At 60.0% G+C, this 20,898-nt stretch carries 18 protein-coding genes; 9 read left to right on the forward strand and 9 right to left on the reverse strand.

The window, feature by feature from the left end:
• Positions 1 to 6: 6 nt before the first annotated feature.
• Positions 7 to 822, forward strand: coding sequence for a glycosyltransferase (locus U1A53_RS20720; protein ID WP_322283759.1), 816 nt, complete (start codon positions 7 to 9; stop codon positions 820 to 822).
• 20 nt (positions 823 to 842) lie between these two features.
• The gene (locus U1A53_RS20725; protein WP_322283760.1) at positions 843 to 2,258 is read left to right on the forward strand and encodes an NAD(P)/FAD-dependent oxidoreductase; all 1,416 of its coding nucleotides are present in this window, start codon (positions 843 to 845) and stop codon (positions 2,256 to 2,258) included.
• 104 nt (positions 2,259 to 2,362) lie between these two features.
• Here the strand turns inward: U1A53_RS20725 and U1A53_RS20730 are convergent, their stop codons facing one another.
• Complete coding sequence (locus U1A53_RS20730) at positions 2,363 to 3,493, reverse strand: hypothetical protein (protein ID WP_322283761.1); 1,131 nt, start codon at positions 3,491 to 3,493, stop codon at positions 2,363 to 2,365.
• A gap of 391 nt (positions 3,494 to 3,884) precedes the next feature.
• Here U1A53_RS20730 and U1A53_RS20735 point away from each other — a divergent pair, with 391 nt between their 5' ends.
• The gene (locus U1A53_RS20735; protein WP_322283762.1) at positions 3,885 to 5,273 is read left to right on the forward strand and encodes an FAD-dependent oxidoreductase; all 1,389 of its coding nucleotides are present in this window, start codon (positions 3,885 to 3,887) and stop codon (positions 5,271 to 5,273) included.
• Positions 5,270 to 6,559: a glycosyltransferase family 87 protein gene (locus U1A53_RS20740; RefSeq protein ID WP_322283763.1), complete on the forward strand. Its 1,290-nt coding sequence runs from the start codon at positions 5,270 to 5,272 to the stop codon at positions 6,557 to 6,559. The genes U1A53_RS20735 and U1A53_RS20740 overlap by 4 nt, the downstream gene beginning before the upstream one ends.
• Here U1A53_RS20740 and U1A53_RS20745 read toward each other — a convergent pair.
• Entirely contained in the window at positions 6,526 to 7,353 is an 828-nt protein-coding gene (locus U1A53_RS20745; protein WP_322283764.1) for an amidohydrolase family protein, read from the reverse strand. The two genes, U1A53_RS20740 and U1A53_RS20745, sit on opposite strands and share 34 nt — an antisense overlap.
• Before the next feature lie 93 nt (positions 7,354 to 7,446).
• On the opposite strand from U1A53_RS20745, the gene U1A53_RS20750 reads away from it, so the two are divergent.
• Entirely contained in the window at positions 7,447 to 7,776 is a 330-nt protein-coding gene (locus U1A53_RS20750) for a DUF4339 domain-containing protein (RefSeq protein WP_322283765.1), read from the forward strand.
• Between the two features lie 2 nt (positions 7,777 to 7,778).
• Here U1A53_RS20750 and U1A53_RS20755 read toward each other — a convergent pair whose 3' ends face one another.
• Entirely contained in the window at positions 7,779 to 8,564 is a 786-nt protein-coding gene (locus U1A53_RS20755; protein ID WP_322283766.1) for an amidohydrolase family protein, read from the reverse strand.
• An 80-nt stretch (positions 8,565 to 8,644) separates the two neighbouring features.
• Here U1A53_RS20755 and U1A53_RS20760 point away from each other — a divergent pair, with 80 nt between their 5' ends.
• Positions 8,645 to 10,045 carry a mandelate racemase/muconate lactonizing enzyme family protein gene (locus U1A53_RS20760; RefSeq protein WP_322283767.1) on the forward strand — a complete coding sequence of 467 codons (1,401 nt, stop codon included), beginning with the start codon at positions 8,645 to 8,647 and terminating at the stop codon, positions 10,043 to 10,045.
• On the opposite strand, the gene U1A53_RS20765 is transcribed toward U1A53_RS20760, so the two are convergent.
• Genes U1A53_RS20765 through U1A53_RS20775 form a run of 3 tightly spaced genes read right to left on the reverse strand, consistent with a single transcriptional unit; the run spans position 10,023 to position 12,918 of the window.
• On the reverse strand, positions 10,023 to 10,802 hold the full coding sequence (locus U1A53_RS20765) for a cyclic nucleotide-binding domain-containing protein (protein ID WP_322283768.1): 780 nt from the start codon (positions 10,800 to 10,802) through the stop codon (positions 10,023 to 10,025). The genes U1A53_RS20760 and U1A53_RS20765 overlap by 23 nt on opposite strands.
• A 53-nt stretch (positions 10,803 to 10,855) precedes the next feature.
• Positions 10,856 to 11,503 (reverse strand): family 16 glycoside hydrolase, encoded by a 648-nt coding sequence (locus U1A53_RS20770; RefSeq protein ID WP_322283769.1) that lies wholly within the window; start codon positions 11,501 to 11,503, stop codon positions 10,856 to 10,858.
• Positions 11,503 to 12,918, reverse strand: coding sequence for a PQQ-binding-like beta-propeller repeat protein (locus U1A53_RS20775; RefSeq protein WP_322283770.1), 1,416 nt, complete (start codon positions 12,916 to 12,918; stop codon positions 11,503 to 11,505). The genes U1A53_RS20770 and U1A53_RS20775 overlap by 1 nt, the downstream gene beginning before the upstream one ends.
• A gap of 134 nt (positions 12,919 to 13,052) precedes the next feature.
• Here U1A53_RS20775 and U1A53_RS20780 point away from each other — a divergent pair, with 134 nt between their 5' ends.
• Positions 13,053 to 13,988, forward strand: a complete 936-nt coding sequence (locus U1A53_RS20780) for a hypothetical protein (protein WP_322283771.1) — start codon at positions 13,053 to 13,055, stop codon at positions 13,986 to 13,988.
• A gap of 14 nt (positions 13,989 to 14,002) precedes the next feature.
• On the opposite strand, the gene U1A53_RS20785 is transcribed toward U1A53_RS20780, so the two are convergent.
• The 3 genes from U1A53_RS20785 to U1A53_RS20795 all read right to left on the reverse strand — a co-directional run bounded on the left by U1A53_RS20785 (position 14,003) and on the right by U1A53_RS20795 (position 17,149).
• Positions 14,003 to 15,571, reverse strand: a complete 1,569-nt coding sequence (locus U1A53_RS20785) for a TIGR03790 family protein (RefSeq protein ID WP_322283772.1) — start codon at positions 15,569 to 15,571, stop codon at positions 14,003 to 14,005.
• A complete protein-coding gene (locus U1A53_RS20790; protein ID WP_322283773.1) occupies positions 15,568 to 16,350 on the reverse strand; it encodes an MBL fold metallo-hydrolase in 783 nt (260 codons plus the stop codon). Before U1A53_RS20790 ends, U1A53_RS20785 begins: the two co-directional genes overlap by 4 nt.
• Before the next feature lie 109 nt (positions 16,351 to 16,459).
• Positions 16,460 to 17,149 (reverse strand): response regulator transcription factor, encoded by a 690-nt coding sequence (locus U1A53_RS20795; protein WP_322283774.1) that lies wholly within the window; start codon positions 17,147 to 17,149, stop codon positions 16,460 to 16,462.
• Positions 17,150 to 17,717: 568 nt separating this feature from the next.
• On the opposite strand from U1A53_RS20795, the gene U1A53_RS20800 reads away from it, so the two are divergent.
• The gene (locus U1A53_RS20800; protein WP_322283775.1) at positions 17,718 to 18,605 is read left to right on the forward strand and encodes a hypothetical protein; all 888 of its coding nucleotides are present in this window, start codon (positions 17,718 to 17,720) and stop codon (positions 18,603 to 18,605) included.
• Between the two features lie 62 nt (positions 18,606 to 18,667).
• Positions 18,668 to 20,857, forward strand: a complete 2,190-nt coding sequence (locus U1A53_RS20805) for a thrombospondin type 3 repeat-containing protein (RefSeq protein WP_322283776.1) — start codon at positions 18,668 to 18,670, stop codon at positions 20,855 to 20,857.
• The last annotated feature ends 41 nt before the right edge of the window (positions 20,858 to 20,898 follow it).

The following is a 20,898-nucleotide window of genomic DNA, read 5'->3' on the forward strand; positions in this document are numbered from 1 at the left end:
ATAGCCATGAAGACACCGACCCAAGTCAACGAAGTCGCCATCGTTCTGCCCGCTTACAACGAGGAGAAAGATCTGCCCACGCTCCTCGAAAACATCCGCGCCACCGTGGGTGCTATGCCGTTCAAATACACCGTCGTTGTCGTCGATGATGGCTCCAAAGACCGCACGGCGGAGATCGCTCGTGAATATGCCCAAACGATGCCGCTCAAGCTCGTGCAGCATGAGGTGAACAAAGGTCTTGGCGAAGGAATTCAGACCGGCCTGCGGGAAGGCTGGCTCATCGGCGATGCCGTGATCGTCATGGACTCCGACAACACGCACAACCCCAAGTACATCCAGGACATGGTGAAGATCATCGAAGCCGGTGATGCCGATGTCGTCATCGCCTCACGCTTCCAGGCCGGCAGCGTCGTGCAGGGCGTGCCGTTCTTCCGCCAGGTGCTCAGTTGGGGCTGCTTTGCCATGATGAAGACGCTGCTGCCCTACCGCAACGTGCGCGACTACTCCACCGGCTTCCGCGCTTACCGCAGTCTCACGCTCGGTCGCCTCATCAAGACCTCCGGCCCCAAATTCATCGAGGAATCCAGCTTCGCCTGCATGCTTGAGCTGCTGCTGAGCCTGCGCTGGGTCGGCGCGCGCGCCGTCGAGATTCCCTACACGCTGCGTTACGATCTCAAGGTCGGCGTCAGCAAGATGCGCATCCTGCGCACCATCCGCCGCTACTTCAACGTCATCGGCCGCTACTGGGCCAAGGACGTGCTGCCACAGGCTGAAGAACCGTCGCTCCATGAGTTGCGTGCTCAGTTCCGTGCCAGCACGTAAACGCCACCTCGTCATCCGCCATGTCCTCCTCACCCAAATCAGTCGCCGTACTCGGCGGCGGCATCTCCGGCCTCACCTGTGCGTTGCGAATCGCGCAGGAAGGTCATCGCGTCACGTTGATCGAGGGTTCGGAGCAGCTCGGCGGTCTCGGCACGTTTTTCGAGCATGACGGCCGGACGTTTGAAAAATTCTACCACTGCATGCTGCCCAGCGACGGGCCGCTGCTGCGCGTGCTGGAGACGCTCGGCATTCGAGATGACGTGTATTGGAAGCCCACGACCTTCGCCTACGCGCATCAGGGCCGGTTTTACCCGCTCAACACCGCGCTCGACCTGCTGAAGTTCGCGCCACTGCGTTTCATCGACCGCATCCGCGTTGGCATCACCGGTTTGTATGGTCGTCTCGTCTCGGACAGGGGACTCGACAACGTCACTACCGTGAAATGGCTCTCCCGTCTCAGCGGTGCGCGTGCGTTCGCCAAATTCTGGCAGCCCATGCTCGAAGCCAAATTCGGTGACCGCTATCACGATGTTCCGGCTCTCTGGTTCTGGACGCGTTTCAACCGCGAGAAGGGCGAATCGAAAGGTGAGTGCAAAGGCTACATCAAAGGCGGCTACAAACACATCATCGACACTTTCGCCCGCGTTCTGCGCGCGCTTGGCTCCGAGATTCGCCTCAACACTGCCGTGCAGGGGATTGATCTCGATGCGGAAGGCCGCACGCTCGTCACCACCGCCACAGGTAGCGATTCTTTTGATCAAGTCGTCATCACACTGCCGACTCCGCAGGTTGAAAAGCTCATCGGTCCCGACTTGCGTCGTGAAATGCCTGCGCTCGACACCACCACGGACTACCAGGGCGTCATCAACTGCCTCCTGTTCCTCAAGAAGCCGCTCACCACGCACTACTGGGTCGCCACACCGGAGAGTGATCATCCCTTCGACGGCGTCGTGGAAACCTCCACGCTTACCGACACCGCCGACCGTGGGGAACGCCACGTCGTCTATCTCACCAAATACCTGCACCGTAGCGATGAACGATTCGCCGTGAGCGATGACTGTATCCGCGCCTACTGGATTCCCGCGCTGAAAAATCTCTTCCCGCAGCTCCAGGAAGAAGACATCGAGGCCACGCACATCTTCCGTGCGCCATTTGTCGAGCCCATTTACAAACTCGGCCAGATGAAGCTTCGTCCGCCGGAGGAGTTGATCCAAGGCAAAGTCTATCTCGCCAACACCGCGCAGGTCTATCCCGTCGTCACCTCCTGGAACGGCAGTGTCATTCAAGCTGAACGCACCCTGGCCACGATGGGCATCGGGCCGTCCCCTCGTCCGTCAGCTGAGTCCGCCAGCATCGCCGCCAGCACCGCAGAACTGAAGCTCAGCAAGCCACGTGCTGCTGCCCTGCCCTTGCGACCAGCGGTGGCGAAGGTTTGAATCAGTCCTTAGAGTTCAGCATTCCAGGACTGACATCTGCCGCAGAATTGTGATTGATGCAATGCATGCTCGATGGGCGGGCCGCATTTCAAGCCTTGCTGCGATCATGGCTGCCGCTCAGCAAAGGATTTCAGCGGGATCACTCTGCTTAATTTGCCGCTGTTGCTTTGGATCAGGTCGCTGGAGGCGCAGCGCATCACGTGCGTTTGCATTGACGGGCCGGTCAGTGTCATGGCATGCGCCTTTAGTTTTTCCTCCTCACGCACGTCGAATCCATCTCCTGGAACAACGCGGATGACCAGCCGGGTGGCCGACTCCTGCACGAACTGGATTTCACGGAAGCCGGTGACGTAATCCGGCAGGATGCACAGTGACGTGACGAAGCGCCCGTCCGGTGTGACGATGGTCTCCATCTGGCGACCATGGATGGCCTTGATGAGCGGGAAGGTGCGGCCGCATGGGCATGCCCGCGGCTCCGGGAACAACTCAAATGTGTCGTCGATCAAATAACGAATGAAGGGCATCACACGATTGTACAACCCGGTTCCGATTCCTTCTGCCAGCAGCGTGGAACCGTCCGCCGACGGGCGCACATTGGTGAATTCGAGGATGCCATAATCGGTGTTCACATGGCGTCCGCCTTCCCTGCATTGAGAAATGGCCACGGTTCCCTCCATGTGGCCGTAGGAGTCGAGCACGCGGCAGCCAAACACCTTCTCGATCATTTCACGCTGATGCGGCAGCAGGGCTTCGTCTGTGGAAATCACCGCGCGCAGAGGCGGCGGCCGGATGCCTGCCTCGTGCATGCTCAGCGCGAGGTGGTACGCTGCCGTTGCCCCTGCTTTGAGGAACTTGCACCGTTTACGTTCCATTGCCCGCGCCATGGCACCTGCCATGGAGGGGGAAATTTGATTGCAGTTGAGCAGCAGGCGCCGCAGGTGAGGCTGCCAGTGGGACGTGTCATCACCCGAAGGGCGCGTGAGGAAGTGTCGCCTGACCAGCATGGCAAATGAGTCTCCCAGCCGGTAGTCTGCCCAGCTCCAATGACGCCAGTAATAAACGAACTCGAGCGCGTTCGCATGCTTGTCGCGCAGCAGGCTGAAAGGCTCGCCGGAAGTCCCGCTGGTGTGGTGTTCCACGGTATGAAATCTTGCGCGGTCCTTCGCCCTTAGTTCGAGACCGGCCGCAAGCGCCTTTTTTTTGCTCAACACGGGCAGCCTGGGCAGATCGTCCAACGTTTGGATGTCCGCAGGCTTCAACCGTGCCTCGTCGAACAGCTTTCGGTAGTATGGCACTGCTTCATAAGCCCGGCTGATGATGCCTTGCAGGCGTGTTTCCTGCCGGCGTTGCAATTCATCCGGCGGGAGCCATGGGTTTTGTTTAAACTCCTGCCACAGGCGTCCGATCAGGATGGGGTGAAGATAGTCGCGGAGGCGGAATGCTAAGCCCATAAAAACAGCTCGAAGGTGCCCGGCGGTTTAATCGGGCGTTGTGATTGTGCAAAGGTCTGCCGACATGGGGCAGATCGTGCAATCTTTGAAGATTGCACGAAGAAGATCAATTTAGAAGACGGAATGAAAAATCTTTCTTCCTTGATCAGACAGTTCGATGCGTGACATACAGAAAATGTCTTTTGATCCCCCAAAAACGGTAAGCAATCCTTCCTCAAACGATACAGCATGTGAGCGCGAATTGATGATTCTCGGTGGCGGACCTGCCGGCCTTGCCTTCGGACATTTTGCTCGAAAAGCCGGTCTCGATTTTCAACTTTTAGAAGCCTCTCCTCGCGTTGGGGGCAATGCGGTGACCTTTGTCGAGGACGGGCTCCGGTTTGATTCCGGGGCGCATCGCTTCCACGATCGCGATCCCGCCATGACCCGCGAGGTGAAGGAACTGCTCGGTGCCGACTTGCTGGAGTGCGCGATTCCCAGCCAGATCTACCATCAGGGCAGATTTGTCGATTTCCCGCTCTCGCCGCTCAACCTGTTCCGCGTGCTGGGCCTGCGGGCCAGCTTGGGCGCGGGCCTGTCATTTCTGAAGGCGCATTTGACTCATCGTGGTGAGCAGGACTCCTTTGAGCACCACGCCGTGCGTGCCTATGGGCGGGACATCGCCAATCGCTTTCTGCTCGGCTATTCTGAGAAACTCTGGGGGTTGCCCGGGTCGCAATTGTGTCCGTCGATTTCCGGCAAGCGGCTGAAGGGCTTGAACCTGCGCACTTTTTTTCTGGAGACATTTCAAGGCGGGCAGGCCAAGTCGGCGCATCTGGATGGTCGTTTTTATTATCCGAGGCTCGGCTTCGGCATGATTGCGGAAAAACTTGCCGCGTCCTGCGGCGCGGACCGAGTCCGGGTCAACGCCCGCGTCACGGGTTTGCGCCATGATGGCAGGCGCATCCATGCCGTGGAGGTCAATGATTCCGAAGTTCTCCCGGTGGAGCGTGTCATTAGCACCCTGCCGCTGTCATTGACCGCCCGGCTGCTGGCTTCCTCCTTGCCAACGGAGGTTGCGGAGGACATCGCAAGCCTGAAGTTCCGCCACGTCGTGCTCGTCGCGCTTTTTCTGAACCGCACATCAGCCACCCGCGTCGGGTCAGTCTATTTTCCTGATCCAGGGTTTCCCATGACTCGCGTTTATGAGCCGCGCAACCGCAGCGCGGAAATGGCGCCGCCCGGACGCACCATGCTCGCGGTGGAAATCCCCTGTGATGCTGCCGATGCCGTGTGGCGGCAGGATGATGGCGAACTCGTGCGCTTCGTCGCAAAAAAACTCAAGAGCTGCGGCTGGTTCCGTGAAGACGAGCTGGCCGGCGGCTGTGTGAAACGCCTGCCTGCCGCCTATCCAGTGCTTGAGGCTGGTGTAAAAGCGCGCGTGAGGCGGATCATGGACGCGCTTTCCCAGTTTGAAAACCTCACCATCCTGGGCCGCAGCGGCGAATTTCGCTACACGCACATGCACGACATGTTGCGCGTCGGTCATGACACGGTGGCCTCCTTGTCTTCACAGCAACCATGAAACACGTCCACATGACTGTGCTGCTGCGCATCATTCGCGTGGGAGCGGTGGTTTTTGCGGTCGCTTTCATGGGAATTGGGGTCTTTTTCGCCTTGGGGGAACCCAGAGGCTTCAGCGGCGGCATGCAAAATGTGCTGGCTGGTTCCCAGGATCTCTTCATGCGCCACAACGAAGTGAGCATGATTCTGCTGGGGGAGAATCCATATCAACTCGCACGAGCTGGCATGTTGAAAGAGCGTGGTGCCGAGGTTCTGGGCCCGGGGCATCACATGGATCCGGATTATTTTCCCTCCACGCTGCTCCCGGTGCTGTTGATGGCGAAATTGCCCTTCGAGACCATCAAACTGCTGTGGCTGCTCATCAATCTGGGGTCGCTCCTGCTGTTGGTCCACACATTACGCTGGTGCATGGGCGGTGACCGACCAGCACCCGCCAACCAGACTCTCATGATCTGCCTGTGGATCTGCGGCATCCCAGTATGGAGCTGCCTTGCCATGGGTCAGGCATCCATTTTCTCAGTCGCTTTCACTCTGGCGGCGTTCCGTCTGGACTTCAACGGGCGCCACTGGCTGGCAGGTCTGCTCCTCTCCCTGGGAGTGTTCAAGTACGCGTTGATCTGGCCGCTGGTGTTGTTTTTGTTCGTATTGCAGCGGCGCTGGCGCTGTCTGCTCATCGGCGGCGGCATCCATCTGGTGGTGCATTTGTGGCTTTGTGATCTGATCGACGCGAATCCAGTCGCCATATTCGCGGAGGTTCTGAGCTGCAATGCGAAGGTCTTCAACTTCAACAGCATGTTGACCTTCTGGATGCCGTTTCGCATGTGGAACCAGTTCTTCCTGGAATTTCCCGTGCCGGCGCAACTTCTAGGATCGCTGTTTTTCCTCATCGTGCTTGGCTGGTTGGGCCGGCTGTGGCTGCGCCGGGACAAGAATGACCGGGACAATCTGCTGGCCTGGATGGCAGCCTTGCTGCTGTTGGCCGTTTTGACAGTCAACTCCCGTATTTTCGCCCACTTGCATGTGCTGCCGGTGCTGCTGCTGGCATGTGCCCCTGCATTGTCCGCCTACACATGGTCCCAGCGTGCGCGCCTTATGGCTTGTGTACTCTATCTCTCTTACCTGCCAAGCGGCATGGAAGACATGGATCTGCAGGATGAGGTGCTTCTTTTGCTGCGAACCTTCTATAACACCGTTCTATTGCTTCTGGCGGTCGATCTCGGTCGGCTGCTGGGCAAAACCGAGCATGCCAGATATCAGGCACACAAGACGGACGCGTTGCCAGCCTGAAGCGCATTCCTCTGCTCTTCATCCAGCGCGGACTCCTGCATCTTCAGCTTGGCGGATTCCCAATAGAACACCGGGGCGAACGACCCGAACACGAGACGCTCCAACGGCCAGCTTTTCAGCAGGTTCTCGACACTGCCCACGCCTTCGATCATCGCGAAGTCGAGCCACACGTTCGGGCAGTCCTGCAAATGTTTGAGCACCATCGCGGCGTTGGCGTTGAGCAGCATGACCCGCGCTTCCGGCATTTCCTTCATGATGCCTGGCAGCGGCTTCAGATCGACCGGAGCCACGCGTACCTGTGGGTGCTGGGTGCGTTCGTCCTCCATCTGAGCCACAAGCTGGATCAGCAGCCGGTGTTTCGTCGCGAGATCCAGCAGTTCACGAAAAGCGGGCGCTTCGAGCGCGTAGCCGTGATAGTTCGGGTGCAGGCGGATCACGCGCATGCCATGATCCTCGGTGCAGCGCTTCACATCATCTTGCCAGGCGGGCAATGCGAGGTTGATGGTGCCGCATGGGCGCAGGATCGAATGATCACGGCAGTGCTGGACGATCTGGCGATTCACTTCCGCCACATCCCGGCGCAGCAGGCCTTCAAACGCACCGGCCCATGCTTCGGTGACGCCACGCTTCATCAGGCGTTGTGCGAATTCCTCCGCATTCTCGGCCTCAAGCTGGCGAAACGGGCTTGAGCCGAGATAGACGTGGCAGTCGGTCAGTTTCGTTTCCTCAGCCGCGTGCAGCGACGAGGCTGCCAGCATGGCACTGGAGCTCAGCAGGAAATTCCGGCGGTTCATGCGGCTAGATTGAATGATCCGGCGGGCGGTGGAAAGCATTTCCTCACGCCTTGCGCAGTTCCGATGCACGCGTAGCCTTGTGCCCACTTCAAGATGAACTGGTACTACAACAACGCTGGTGCTGCCGAGGGACCGATGGATGACCACGCCATGGCCGAACTGGTTCGTGCGAAGAAGCTGGCCATGGACTCGCTCGTCTGGCATGCCGGACTCGATGCCTGGCAGACGGTGGCCCAGCTTTCACCCTCCTGGTGGGCCGGGAAGGCCGCCACAGTCGCTGAAAAGAAACCGGCGAAGGGAAAGTCGGATTCAAGCATCCGCCGTTTGGCCGGACCGAATGCGCCGACCGCCGAAGCCGCCGAGGGAAAAGCGGGTGGTGGCTTTCTCAAGCGCCTCTTTGGCTTTGGCAAAAAGAAGGACTGAAGTCACGCCTGGATGCCCTTCGCTTTCAAAATCGGCAGCATGAGACCGCGCAGGTTGTCGCAGAAAATCTTCTGCTTGTCGGCCTCGCTGATTTTTGCGCCGTGAACCTTCGCGAGCTGGCTGGCAAAGCTGCGCCCGCCGCAGTCGCTGCCGTAAATCACGCGTGACGCGCCGAGTTCGCGCACGGCCATCTCGGTGATGCCTGCGGTGGGATCCGAGCCGGCGAGATCGGCATACAGGTTGGTTTGAGCGCGAATCGCCCGGATGCCCGGCTCCCAGTTGCCACCGGTGTGGCCGCAGATGATCGGCACCTCAGGAAAACGCTTCGCCAGGGTCACGAGTTCGTCGGGTGTCGATTCACCGGGGTAGTTGCCATTCGTTTTGAACCAGGTGTGCTGGAAGATAACAGCCTTCAGCTCTGCCGCACGCCGGATGATCGCGTCGATGGCCTGCACGCTGCATCTTTCCGCCACCCACAATTTCACTCCCACCATCGGGCCGTTGGCCACGCAGCGTTCGAGTTCAGCAAGACTTTCTTCAGGATGCTTCGCGCTGAGATAGACAAAGCCAAACGCACGATCCTGGAACTTCGCCAAGGCACGCAGCACCTCGCTGTTTTGCTGCACCAGATCGGCTGGAGACGGATCCTGTGACCATTTCATGCCCATGTAAACACACAGCCGCTCGATGCCCATGCGGTCGGCATAAACAAGGAGGGCCTTGAGGCGTTCCTCTGGCGTGAGGCCGGGGACGCCGGAGAGATGACAGTGCAGATCCCAGATACGCATGATCTTCCAAGTGAAGCGGGCACTGCTGTCCGCCACAAGGTTTTCTTTGCGGGTATCAGCGTCCGCTTCATTTTGACTGCATGCCCTCAACCAAACCCACCGATGTCCGTGTCACCGCCGCCGAAGTTTTTTTTCTGCCCGTGACGATGCGGGTGCCGCTCAAGTTCGGCCCGGAAACCGTGACCAGCGCCGTTTGTTTGCGTGTGCATGTGACGGTGGCCGATCGTAGCGGCAAAACCGCACAAGGCTGGGGCGAGACGCCGCTCAGTGTCTCATGGGTCTGGCCCAGCAGCCTCGGCGTGGCCGTGCGCGCACAGCGCATGCAGGATTTTTCCACGCTGCTGGCGGAGCGCCTCGTCGCGAGCGGACTGACCGGCCATCCCATGGAGATCGGCCAGGATTTCATGCACGGCACGCTCGCCGCGGCGCTGCGTGAGGCGAATGCGCAGGCCGGTGGAGATGCCATGCCGTATCTCGGCTCTCTTGTGGCCTTCAGCGCCTTCGACATCGCGGTTCATGATGCCTACGGCGTGCTGCACAACCGCGACATCTATACGACTTACAACGCGGAGTTCATGAACCGCGATCTCTCCGCCTTCATCACGCCGGAAGATGGCAGCGGCATTGATTTCAATGGCCGTTATCCACAGGATTATTTGGTGATGAACGCACCAAAGCAGCTTCCCGTCTGGCATCTCGTCGGCGGTGTGGACGCGCTCGAAGCCGCTGATCTGAACGGCACGGAGCCGAAGGATGCGCATCCGCTGCTGCTCGCCGACTGGATCAAGCGTGACGGCCTGAAGTGCCTCAAGGTCAAACTGCGCGGCACTGATGCCGCGTGGGATTTTGAGCGCATGCAGCGAGTGGGCCGCATTGGCCTCGCCGGTGGTGTGACGTGGTTCAGCGCCGACTTCAACTGCACCGTGAAGGAGCCGGCCTATGTGAATGCCATCCTTGACCGTTTGCTGGCCGAGGAACCGGAAATCTTTGCACGCACCCTTTATGTGGAGCAGCCTTTCCCATACGATCTTGAAGCGCATCAGATCGACGTGCGCAGTGTTTCGGCTCGCAAGCCGCTGTTCCTCGATGAAAGCGCCCACGACTGGGAATTCGTCCGCCTCGGCCGCCGTCTTGGCTGGTCCGGCGTGGCTTTGAAAACCTGCAAAACGCAAACCGGCGCGCTGCTGAGCCTCTGCTGGGCCAAGGCGCACGGCATGCCGCTCATGGTGCAGGATTTGACGAACCCGATGCTTGCCATGATCCCGCACGTCCGTCTCGCCGCCCATGCTGGCACGATCCAGGGCGTGGAATGCAACGCGATGCAGTTCTATCCCGATGCATCATTGCCCGAGCAGGAAATTCATCCGGGTTTGTTCCAACGTCGCAATGGCATCGTGGATCTGAGCACGCTCGGCGGCCCTGGCTTCGGCTATCGCGCTGATGAGGTGAAGCGCGTGCTCACTGCAGTTCCTCAATCGTGATCGAGTAGCGGTGTGGGCTGTCGCCGTTGCCGAAGATGATCTTGTTTTCGCCGACTTTGAGCGGGGAGGTGATGCAGCCGGCATCGACGCCGATGTGATCACCGTTCACCCAGGAGCCGAGCTTGCTGCCGCGGTCACGCAGGATGAAGTGACCGTGCTCGAAGTCGATCTCGCAGTGGTTGCGGGAAAGCTGGTAGGGCGTGGGTTCCTCGATGGAGAGGTCGTTGCGCGCGAGGGCTGACGTGGCGGTGTCAAAGTAGGACCGGCCGATGCGGAAGGGCAGTTTGGTGATGGTCTTTTCCACCGGTTCGAGGTCGAGGCCGGTTTCGTCATAGTGCGAGCGGAGCTTCACGCGGAAGACCGGTTCCTTGGCCGGTTTGGCCTTGGGCACCAGCGGCACCGTGGCGTTGGTGCTCGTGGTGAGCAGCAGGTCGGTCTTGCGGATGCGCTCGAACAAGGTGGAGAGATACACATGCAGGCGGTCGGGCCGCTGAATGATCTGCTGTTCGAATTCGGTCTCGGCAACGGTTTCCACCGTGGTGTTCTCCAACGCCGTGGCGGTGGCGGAACGCGGGCGGTCCATGATCATTCCCATCTCGCCGAAGATCTCACCGGGCCCGATCTTGGCGAGGGATTGCACACCGTGCGAGGTGTTGATGGTGATTTCGACGAGTCCATTGACGATGAAGTAAGCCTCCTGTGACTTGTCGCCTTCACGGAAAATGACCTGTCCACGTTGAAAATGTTCGGTAGCCATGCGCCCGGAGAGTACCGGGTGGCATAGCCAGGTCAAGCCTCGCCTCGGACAGTTTAGAGCCGGCGTATGACCACGCTGCGGATGCGCGCCTGTGTGGCGAAGCTGGCAAAGCCGAATGGGGCGCATTTTTCGATGTCGCCAGGACGCAGACCGAGCTTGTGGCCCTTGGTGCTGACGTTGACGAACAGCTTGTCATTGATCCAGGCGCGCAGTTCATCCTCCCGTACCTCGACGCGCACTTTGTGCCAGCGGTTGTTTTCAAAATAAGCGTTGCCGTGGGTGTTGTTCTCATTGGCATCCATGTCGTCGATGCTGGAGATGCCCACCAGCGTCCCGCCCCAGCCGCCGATGACGAGCGAGACGTGTGCCTCGTTCACGGGAAACGTCATGGTGCCGAAGAAGTCGTTTCCTTCGAGCCGCATGGCCTCGTACTCGATGGAGTAGCGCATGCGCGGTAAATCAGCGGATTTCCAGGGATCAAACCGCACCCCAGTCATCGGCTGGCCGGGATGCAGGGTGATTTCGCCGTCTTTGATGGAGACGCTGCCCTCTTCCGCAATGCCTGCGGCTTTCCATGAAGCGGTAAACTCATCGGCAAGGAGCTTCCACTCGCTGCGACGTGGCGGACCGCAGTGCGTGAGGACAAAAAAGAGGCAGAGCCATGCGGCCCTGCCTCCGAAGCGTGTGATGCTCTGGTTCATCAGCCTTTCACATCATAGCAGGAGATGAACTCCTGGTCGCGCAGGTAGAGCTTGCCGCCGGCGACGACGGGATGCGTCCAGATGCGGCCATCGGGAGAGCGCTGGGAGCTCTGCGCCTCCAGCTTGAAGCTGCTGACCAGTTTCCAGCCGCTTTTCGACACCTCCACCAGCGCGATGGTGCCATCTCTCTCAGCCTGACAGTACAGCATGCCATCCGCGCTGGTCACCGCGCCTTTGCCGATGCCCTGATCCTGCCACACGACCTCGCCGGTCTTAAAATCCTGGCAGGTCCAGCCGCCGGGGCGGCCGTCGCTGTGGCCGTAGAGCAGTCCGTCGATCAGGATGACACCGCCGTGGTGATTGACCATGTTCTTGTTGGAATAAACCTCCTCCACGCTGCCGGAGCCGAGTTTCACCGCCTTGCAGCCGACGCCGTAACCGGCGGCGACATAGATCTGCCCGTCATTGTAGATCGGTGTCGGAATCACTGCGGTGGCGCCTGGAAAATCACTTTTCCACAGCACTTTGCCGTCCTTGGAAACACCCAGAATGGTCTTCATCAAGAGCTGCACATACTGGCGCTGGCCGCCGTGATCGATGGGGATGATGGAGGAGTACTGGGCGTTCTCTGTCACGTCGTTGGTCTGCCACTCGACCTTGCCAGTCTTCGTGCTCAGCGCGGCGATGGCACCCTTCGACCCGCCGGGCGTGACGATCACAAGATCGCCGTCCACCAGCGGAGACTCGGTGTAGCCCCAGTTTTGCAGAGCGCCGCCGAGATCCTTCGTGAGGCTTTTCGTCCAGTCTTGCTTGCCCGTGGCGGCGTCGAGGCAGACGAGATCACCGTTGCCGCCGATGGCATACACCTTGCCGCCTGCCACGGTGGGCGTACAGCGCGGGCCGTCGCCCCACTTGTTCTTGTAAATCGCACCCACAGGAGAATCCCACACTTTTTTGCCCGTGGCGGCGTCGAGGCAGACGACCTTCTCCTCCGCGTCGTAAAGTCCCATCGTGTAAAGCTTGCCACCCGCGATGGCGAAGCCGGAATAGCCGAGGCCAGCATCCTCGTTTACCCACACACGCTTGGGGCCGTCTGAGGGCCATTTCTTGAGCAGGCCGGTTTCCTTTGAGACATCATCACGGTTCGGGCCGCGCCACTGCGGCCAGTCGCCTGCGGCAGCACCGCTTCCGCCTGATCCGCCGCCGAGCAGCGCTTGATCAGCCTTGCTGAGGCTGGTCACGGGCAGGGTGATGGTCGTGCCGTTCTCACGTTTCAGGGTGACCTTGCCGCCCTGCACACCGACGAGTTCGGCTTTGATCTCATGCGCGCCGGAGGCGTCCTTCCAGATGCGGATTTCCGCCTGCACGGCAAGCGTGAGGCACAGTGACAACAGGACGGTGGCGGTGGTCTTCATGGTGGTGAGTGGAATGGTGCTCCGATCAAACGGGCAACAACCATCGGGTTTTAGCACGAACCGCCATTTTAGGGTACTCGCTATTTTGAACGGGTGGCATTGACTTGGTGGCGGGAGCTTGCTGGAATGGCCGGATGAAGGCACGAACAGCTCTTGTCACCTTGGTATTGATCACGCAGGCCGCATGGGCGCAGCAGTCGAACACAGGCAAACCCATGGCGGTGCTGCCAAGTCTCACGGACCCGGCCATCCAGCAGTTCAACGGCCCGCATTCATGCATTGAGCCGACGGCCGCGCCGCGCGGCGAGCTGCTGCTGTTTCTGCCTGGAACGAACGCGGAGAGCGGCAGCGGTGCGACAGCCTTTCGTCAGACGGCGGCGGCCTGCGGCTACCATGTGATCTCACTGATGTACCCGTGTGACATCGCCGCGCAGCAGGTCTGTCGCAGTGATGAAGACCCGACGTCTTATGGCAGGTTCCGCTTGGAAATCCTCACCGGCAGGGATTTGTCCCCGCATGTGCAGGTGTCGGTGACGGACTCCGTCTTCAACCGGCTGACGAAAGTGATTCAGCATCTGGCAAAGAAGCGCCCCCGGCAGGGCTGGGGCCAGTTTCTGGGTGGCGAGACGATTTTGTGGTCAAAGATCGCCGTTTCAGGGCAGTCGCAGGGCGGTGGGCATGCGGCGATGATTGCGAAGCAGCACCTCGTGGCGCGTGTGCTCATGTTTGGATCACCGAAGGATTTCAGCGCGAAGCTGCAAGGCCCGGCGAAGTTTTATGGACCGCCGCAGCAGACGCCGCTGGCGCGCTATTTCGCCTTCAACCATGCTCAGGACAAACAAGGGGCCTGCACGCCAGAGCAGCAGTGGGATATCCTGCGGCTGCTGGGTTTTGATGATTCGAAAAAAGCGCTGGTGGATGGTGCACAGCCTCCGTTCGGTGGTGCGCATGTGCTGCTGACGAACAAGCAGTTGCCGGACATGGCGATGCTTAAAATTCACAACGCGGCGCTGACACAGCGAGAGTTTGAGCCGGTGTGGAACTACCTGCTCACGGCTCCGGTGCCGTGAAATGCCCCAACGCGTCACCCGCCCATGTCCTGCAGCAGGGCCTCGGCGGCGGCACGGGCGGGCTGGTCTTTGAAGGAGCTTTCTTTGAGCATCATGCGCAGCAGTTGGCGGGCGGCGTCGGCTTTTTCGCTGCGGCGGAGCATTTCGGCCCGGTACAAACGCAGTCGCAGCAGGTCGGCGGGATTCTTGGTGGTGGATTCGGCATGTTCGAGGAGGTCGATGGCCTCGATGTGTTTCGATTGGAGCGAGGAAAGAAGGGCGGTGAGTTCGAGGAGACGGAAACTTTGGCGTTTTCCGGCGAGTTCGGTGATGGCCGTCTTGATGCGTGCATCAGTGTCGGCACCCATACGCTGGACCATGCCTTGGTAGAGCGCGTAATCGCGATCTGCACCGTCGCCGAGCTTGGCTCCGATGCCTTTGCCGAAGGGACGATACAATGGATCGCCGAGGACGACGTTCATCCAGGAAAGCGCTGGCGTGGCATTCCACGCAGCCTCGCCGACGGTGAAGCCTTCGAGGAGGCGCTTGTTGAAGATGTCGAAGTGCAGTGTGAGCGAGAGATAGGGCTCAAACACATTGCCAAAAGTGACGGCGGCTCCTTTGGAGAGCAGCGGACCGGCCCAGGCCTTGTCATGAGAGCGAATGATGCTGGCACTGAACGAATGCAGGTGGCAGGCGATGGCACCGCGCTTGAATTGAAACGAAGGTGAACTTAACGCACCGGTGATGTGGTCGGTGTACCAGCCGAAGTAAAGAATGGTGTCGGGCAGCGGCCATGCATCGCGCAACACAGGTTCGGAGCGGTCGATGAACACAGGAATGCCGGCCCGGCGGAAGGAATCAGTGCTGCTTTTGAGCCATTCTTCGCCTTCCTGATACGCGCCGGTTTTTTGGGCGAGATCAACGACCGCACGGCCGAGCAGGCCGGTTTGCTCGGCGTGGATCGCATCGTCGATCATGCGCTTCACGGTTTTGTCATCAGGACCATCGAGTCTGCCGACGATCAGCAGGCCGGGCGAACCTTGAAAATGCGGAAAGCGCGCCTGCTGGTCGAAGTAAGGATTGCGCAGACCGCCTTTGACGGGCGGATGGCTGAGACCGAGCACGGTGAGTTCGGAATCGACGCTGGCCTCGTCTTCTTCGGATTGTTTGGGGTTGGGTGGGCCGCGTCGGATTTGAAACGGCACGCCGCGCATGAGCACGAGCACGCGAACATGCGAGGACAGGGCCATGGGTGAACGAATGCCGTCGCCCGTGAGCGGTTTGCCGGGCACAGGCGGCTCGGCGATCCACCAGTGCCTGGATTCGAAGAGTTTGATCAACGGCTGGCGCAGCAGCGAGTCGAACTCACCTCGTGACATGGAATCCTCCTGCGGGCAGCGCAGGCCGATGACGCGCTCCTTTGGGATGTGGCGCTTTTCGGCGTAGTAGGCGGCGAGTTCGGCGGAACCAGGAAAGTCGGGGTTGAAAACGACGGCGGTTTCAGCGGCGGCATCCCAGTCGGTCATGATCTGGCCATGCGTGGAGGCACTGAAGGTCATCAGTACGAGCATGCGGCATGCTGACAGCCAGGTTGTTCTCATGCCCATTCGAGTTTGAGGCCGTCGTAGGCGATGTTCACGCCGGGCGGCAGTTTGGGATCTTCGACCGCGTGCATGATCTCGCACTGGATGTGTGTGAACCAGGTCTGCCGCGGCTGAAGTTCACGCTGCACGGCCAGCGTTTCCTCAAAGTTCATGTGCGTGGAGTGCGGCGTGTGACGCAGGGCGTCGATGATGAGCGTATCGACACCACGCAGCGCTTCGAGCGACTGCGGCAGCAGCGTTTTGCAGTCTGGAATGTAAGCACAAAGCTTTTTCCCGCCGCGTGAGAAGAGGAAGCCGATGGTCTCGACCTTGCCGTGCTGGACGGGCAGGGGAGTGATGGTGGTCTCGCCAATATGAAACGGGCCGTGAATCTGCTTCGGAAACGGCTTCAAATAACCACGGTAGCGATTCTCGCCATTGAAGGCATAGATGAACATGCGTTCCAGCACGGCGAGGCATTCCGCTGTGCCGTAGATCGGCATGAAGTGATCACTTTCGACGGTGAAACGCCGCAGATCATCGAAGCCGGTAAGATGATCCATGTGCGGATGCGTGAAGATCGCAGCATCGAGCTGACGGATGTTTTCGCGCAGGCACTGCATGCGGAAATCAGGCGCCGTATCGACAACCCACGCGGCCTCAGGGGTCTGGATGTAAACCGAGCAGCGCAGCCGCTTGTCATGCGGATCGGTGCTGCGACACACGGCGCAATCACAACCGATCACCGGAATGCCGACAGAGGTGCCGGTGCCGAGGAAGGTGAGCTGCATGGACATGGGTTGGTGATGATGAATCCGGCAGGATTAGCCACGATTTGAAATTGTCACAGGGGTTCTGCAACAAAGGCCGAACCTCGTCTTCAAATTCAGCCGCCGCTGACGGCTTTCACGCGGCGATGGCCGTGTTCGGAAATTCGACGTGCCCATCTTTCCTGCTGACGAACAACGTGGCCTCATGCCGCAGAGTGGCATTGTTTTTCAGGCCCAGTTTTTCCTTCATCCGCGCCTCATTGGATTCCACGGTCTTGACCGAGATGCCCAGGCGGGCGGCCATTTCCTTCACCGAATGGCCCCGGCCCAGCAGATGATAAATCTGCAGTTCCCGTTCTGACAGCACCCGCTCCGGGTCTTGCATGTCGTGATCTCCAGTCTGGGTCAGGCTGCCGGTCATGGCCTCCGTGACACAAGGGGAGATGTGCTTGCGGCCTTCTGCCACGGCGATCAATGCGGTCAGAACCGACGCCTGGGAATCCAGATGAGAGATGACAGCCCGAGCACCGCTTTGAAGCGCGCGTTGAATGGCGGTCATGCTCAAGGAACGGCTGAAGATCACGGCCCTGGCGCATGTGCTGCTCACTTCTTTGAGGAAGGCGAACCCCTCGCCATCCTCCATCTCGACGTCCACCATCACCACTTCAGGTTGCAGACGTGGCAGCAGTATTCGCGCCCTGGCCAGCGTGGTTGCCTCCGCGCAGACCTTCATTTCAGACCCCAGATCAATCATGAATTTCAAGCCCGCCCGCACCACCGGCAGGGGCTGGACCAGCAGGATTTGCTTGCGCGTGAGTTCTTGCATAAGGAGGTTTTAGTTAAGAACGGCAGGCAGAGTCAAGACCAGGAATGATTTTGTTCCATGTGGGGGATTACCCCACAAAAAATCAGGGATTTGCCTGTCATGACAAAACCTCCGAAAGCGGGCTGAATCGCCGCGTTGTGAAAACGCCGCTGATTATTTTGCTCACCGCTTCTGCTGCCTCAGCAGTTGATTCGCGCTGCACGGGGCGCTTCACGACGCTCGTGAGGAAGCAGCCGGAAGTTTCAAGCGGCATGCGCCAGGACCGTGGTCGGGCCGTCATGTCTTCCCGCGTTTCAGGAGATGAATTTGGCGCCGCTGGAGTTGATTTTGGTGCCACGCCAGCGCGTTTTGGCCGTCTGCCAAAAGCCTTTGGCGCTGCCGGGGATGCATCTCCAAGTCTGCGGCATGATTTTGGCGGAGCTGCAGATGGCTCTCCTGCGGCTCCGCAAGACTTTGCGGCTGCTTCAGCGGCATCTCCCAACGCCCCAAAAACATCTCCATTGCCGCCGAATGAGTTTGGCGCTGTGCCAGAGGCTTCCCGCAGCGCGCCAACAGCATCTCCTGTCTTATGCGAGCACTTCACTGGGATGAAATCAATCCCCTCACCGGCACAGCCTACACGTGGGACGATTCCAACCTTTTTTTCGGGGCCGACGGCCTCGGCTACGCCCGTGAGCCGGGGGATCCAGATTTTGTGCCTTACCCGACGCCTGCCACTCCGCTGAATCCACCCTCTGCCAAATCGAAGAAGATGAAACACCAGGCCTACTACCCAACGAATGCCGCCACGCAGATTGTGTGGCTGGAAAACTTCCGCAACAAGCTCACCGCCCACGCTCCCACGCTCGGCATCAGCGGGGCGGACAGCACCGCTGCCATCGCGGACGCGCGCTGGCTGATTTATGTGCTCGGCACCTGGCTGCCCGCCGTGCGGGCCTGGCAGAAGAGCTGCACGGATGCGGCGAAGCAGGCCCAGCTCGGCAGCATGGGGGTGGTGATGGTGCTGCCGGTGTTCGTCGCACCAGCCCTGCCTGCGGGTGTGGTGGCAGTGAACGACGGGGCGTTGAACCGCATCTTTGGCATCATTCAGCTCATGAAGGGATCGGCCGCCTACACGGAGGCCATCGGCACCGATCTTGGCGTGATTGGCAGCCAGCAGACTGCGCCGGACTTTGCTCTGCTCCAGCCCTCGATCAGTGCGACGCTCGCCGGACCGAACAAGGTGGACATCGACTGGGGCTGGGAGGGCTACGCCGCCTTTCTGGATGCCTGCGAAATCCAGGTCGATCGCGGCAGCGGCTGGATGCTGCTGACCATCGACACCACGCCTGGCTACACCGACACCGCGCCCCATCCCGCCGTCCTCACCAAGTGGAAATACCGCGCCATCTACCATGTGGACGACGCCCAAGTCGGCCTCTGGAGCGCGGAGGTCAGCGTGACGGTGGGTGGGTGAAGCCAGCCGAGGGTGTTTTTTTCAATCAAGATAACAAACAACCAAACCAACCAGCCAGAACCATGAACACCGCTGCATCAACCCGCCCCGGCTCGCCAGTGCTGGGCATTCTCCGCCGCTTCGCCCGTCAGGCGTGGCTTCTGCACGGCTGCATGATCGCCACGCTCATTCTTCTTCCCGCGCAGCCCCGGCTGCTGCGCGCGGATGAGGGAACTCCACCCGAGGAGACTTGGAGTGATCCGGTGACGCAGACCGCCCTGATGGCCCAGATGTCCGCATCCGGCGGCACCGCTTACAACCCCGGTGACACCAAGCAGGTCGATGTCCTCCTGGAACGCCACATCTGGCAGGTGAGCACGAGCAACCTGGGCAATACCGTCATCTCCGGTTACACCATCGAACCGGTGAGCGGCGGCCAGGTGAGTTTTTCGATCACCTCGCTCACCGGGAATGGTTTTAGCAACATGTTCTCGGCGTCCTCCACCACCGGCTACGACGGGAAATGCAGCGCGTCCGTGCCTGTGGATGACGCGCCGGAGGTGGTCGTCCAGGCTGCGGTGACGCTGCCCAACGGCGCTGAAAGCACCACGAGTTCCCTCAACCTCACGAAAATCGCGCCGGAAATCTGGTCCTGGTCGCACAGCGAGGCGCTGCTTTCCGCTTGGCTCTCCACACCTGACGGCACGGTGAGCTCCTCCTCCACCCAGCGTACGGTCACCGTGAACGCGACGTACGAAAGCTGGGACGTGTTCACCAGTTCTTTCGGCAACACCGAAACACGCAATCGTTACTCTGTTCCCGCCGCTGGCGCGAATATGAGCTGGACGGTGACGGGCGGGGACGGCACCTTTGCCAGTTCCTCCTGGGGGCAGTTGGACGGGTCCGGATCGGGCACCATCGACTTCACCATGGGAGCGGTCGATTCCACCGTGCGCGCGGAGATCGGCTACATCAACAGCACGGCGGCGGCGGCCACGCTCGACTTCACCCAGCCCGTCAGCACGGAGACTTGGACCCTGGATCACACGGAGGGCAGCATTGCCACCGCGCTGAGAGTCGAGGGCGACACCACCGCCGGACTCGGCTCCGGCACCACCCGCCAGGTCAGCGCGGATGTGACGTTCACCACCTGGGAAATCTGGACGAGCAGCCTTGGAAACACCGAGACGCGGAACACCACCATCGGACCCGCCCTTTACGCCCCGGTCAGCTTCACGGTCATCAGCGGCGACGGTCGCTGGGACTCCCCCGCCGGCGCGCAGACGGTCACGCTTGCCACCGATGGCAACGGGCGCGCCAGCGTGACCTTTTGCATGGGCGGCGAGAACGCCGAGATCGAAGCCTCTGCCAGCTATGCGGTCTCCACCTCGTCCGCGACGGCGTCCTTCACCCGCCCGGCGGACCCTGTGTGGAGCCAGCAGGGAACCTTCCAGGAGCTGCTCGTGAACGTCTCCGCCACCAGCACCACGGGGGCCACGGTGCCGGTCACTGCCACAGTCAACTATCATGTGTGGGAGGTCTGGGGCAACGACCAGGACAGCACCACCGAAATCCGCAACGAAACCACCAGCGCGGCGCTCAACGCCCCGGCCAGCGCAAGCGTCACCTCCGGCAACGGCACGGTGACATCGACGGCGACAGCCACCGATGGCGCGGGAGGCTTTGAAGCGACCTACACCGCCGCCTCCCAGGCATCCGTGGTGACCGTGTCGGCCAGCTTTACCACCGATAACGGTACTGTTTATGGCAGTGGTTCGGTGACGATTGCAAACCTCGACACGGACGGGGATACCTACAGCGATGAGGATGAAACCGCAGATGGGACGGACCCGAATAATGCCAATTCTAAACCTGGCACCACCCCACCACCTTGCTCATCTTGCGGAGGAGTTGGCTGCACCGTTTGCTTCGACCCGCCTGTAGTTGTTGATGGTGAATACGAGTATGAGGTAATTGATATAGTGACAATAATGAAGCGTGATGAGGAGGGATTTCAGCGTGGCTTGGACGTGCTTGTCGCACGCTATAGCTACACAACAATTCCCGAAGAAGAAATGGAACAACTACGTTCTGAATTCCCATACGCTGAAGATTCATCTGAGCAATCCAGAAGGCAGAGGGGGGCATTCTCGCTTATTACAACCTCTGCTAAGGTTTCTATTACCGTGAGCACGTTTATACTTGGAGTTGGGGCACAGCTTGGCAAAGAAGTACAGTTAATCTCCCAATTTATTCGTGTTTTGGTAGAATGACAACTTCCCTTGTATTGCCTCTTCCTCAGCGGTATTTTCAA

It is taken from the genome of Prosthecobacter sp. (assembly GCF_034366625.1).
GTDB lineage: Bacteria > Verrucomicrobiota > Verrucomicrobiia > Verrucomicrobiales > Verrucomicrobiaceae > Prosthecobacter.

Bases quoted from the DNA above. Each gene is read 5' to 3' on its own strand.
- U1A53_RS20785 (WP_322283772.1), bottom strand. From the start codon at position 15,571: ATGAGAACAACCTGGCTGTCAGCATGCCGCATGCTCGTACTGATGACC.
- U1A53_RS20805 (WP_322283776.1), top strand. From the start codon at position 18,668: ATGAACACCGCTGCATCAACCCGCCCCGGCTCGCCAGTGCTGGGCATT.
- U1A53_RS20745 (WP_322283764.1), bottom strand. From the start codon at position 7,353: ATGAACCGCCGGAATTTCCTGCTGAGCTCCAGTGCCATGCTGGCAGCC.
- U1A53_RS20770 (WP_322283769.1), bottom strand. From the start codon at position 11,503: ATGAACCAGAGCATCACACGCTTCGGAGGCAGGGCCGCATGGCTCTGC.
- U1A53_RS20800 (WP_322283775.1), top strand. From the start codon at position 17,718: ATGCGAGCACTTCACTGGGATGAAATCAATCCCCTCACCGGCACAGCC.
- U1A53_RS20720 (WP_322283759.1), top strand. From the start codon at position 7: ATGAAGACACCGACCCAAGTCAACGAAGTCGCCATCGTTCTGCCCGCT.
- U1A53_RS20735 (WP_322283762.1), top strand. From the start codon at position 3,885: ATGTCTTTTGATCCCCCAAAAACGGTAAGCAATCCTTCCTCAAACGAT.
- U1A53_RS20760 (WP_322283767.1), top strand. From the start codon at position 8,645: ATGCCCTCAACCAAACCCACCGATGTCCGTGTCACCGCCGCCGAAGTT.
- U1A53_RS20725 (WP_322283760.1), top strand. From the start codon at position 843: ATGTCCTCCTCACCCAAATCAGTCGCCGTACTCGGCGGCGGCATCTCC.
- U1A53_RS20790 (WP_322283773.1), bottom strand. From the start codon at position 16,350: ATGTCCATGCAGCTCACCTTCCTCGGCACCGGCACCTCTGTCGGCATT.
- U1A53_RS20765 (WP_322283768.1), bottom strand. From the start codon at position 10,802: ATGGCTACCGAACATTTTCAACGTGGACAGGTCATTTTCCGTGAAGGC.
- U1A53_RS20755 (WP_322283766.1), bottom strand. From the start codon at position 8,564: ATGCGTATCTGGGATCTGCACTGTCATCTCTCCGGCGTCCCCGGCCTC.
- U1A53_RS20740 (WP_322283763.1), top strand. From the start codon at position 5,270: ATGAAACACGTCCACATGACTGTGCTGCTGCGCATCATTCGCGTGGGA.
- U1A53_RS20795 (WP_322283774.1), bottom strand. From the start codon at position 17,149: ATGCAAGAACTCACGCGCAAGCAAATCCTGCTGGTCCAGCCCCTGCCG.
- U1A53_RS20780 (WP_322283771.1), top strand. From the start codon at position 13,053: ATGAAGGCACGAACAGCTCTTGTCACCTTGGTATTGATCACGCAGGCC.
- U1A53_RS20775 (WP_322283770.1), bottom strand. From the start codon at position 12,918: ATGAAGACCACCGCCACCGTCCTGTTGTCACTGTGCCTCACGCTTGCC.
- U1A53_RS20750 (WP_322283765.1), top strand. From the start codon at position 7,447: ATGAACTGGTACTACAACAACGCTGGTGCTGCCGAGGGACCGATGGAT.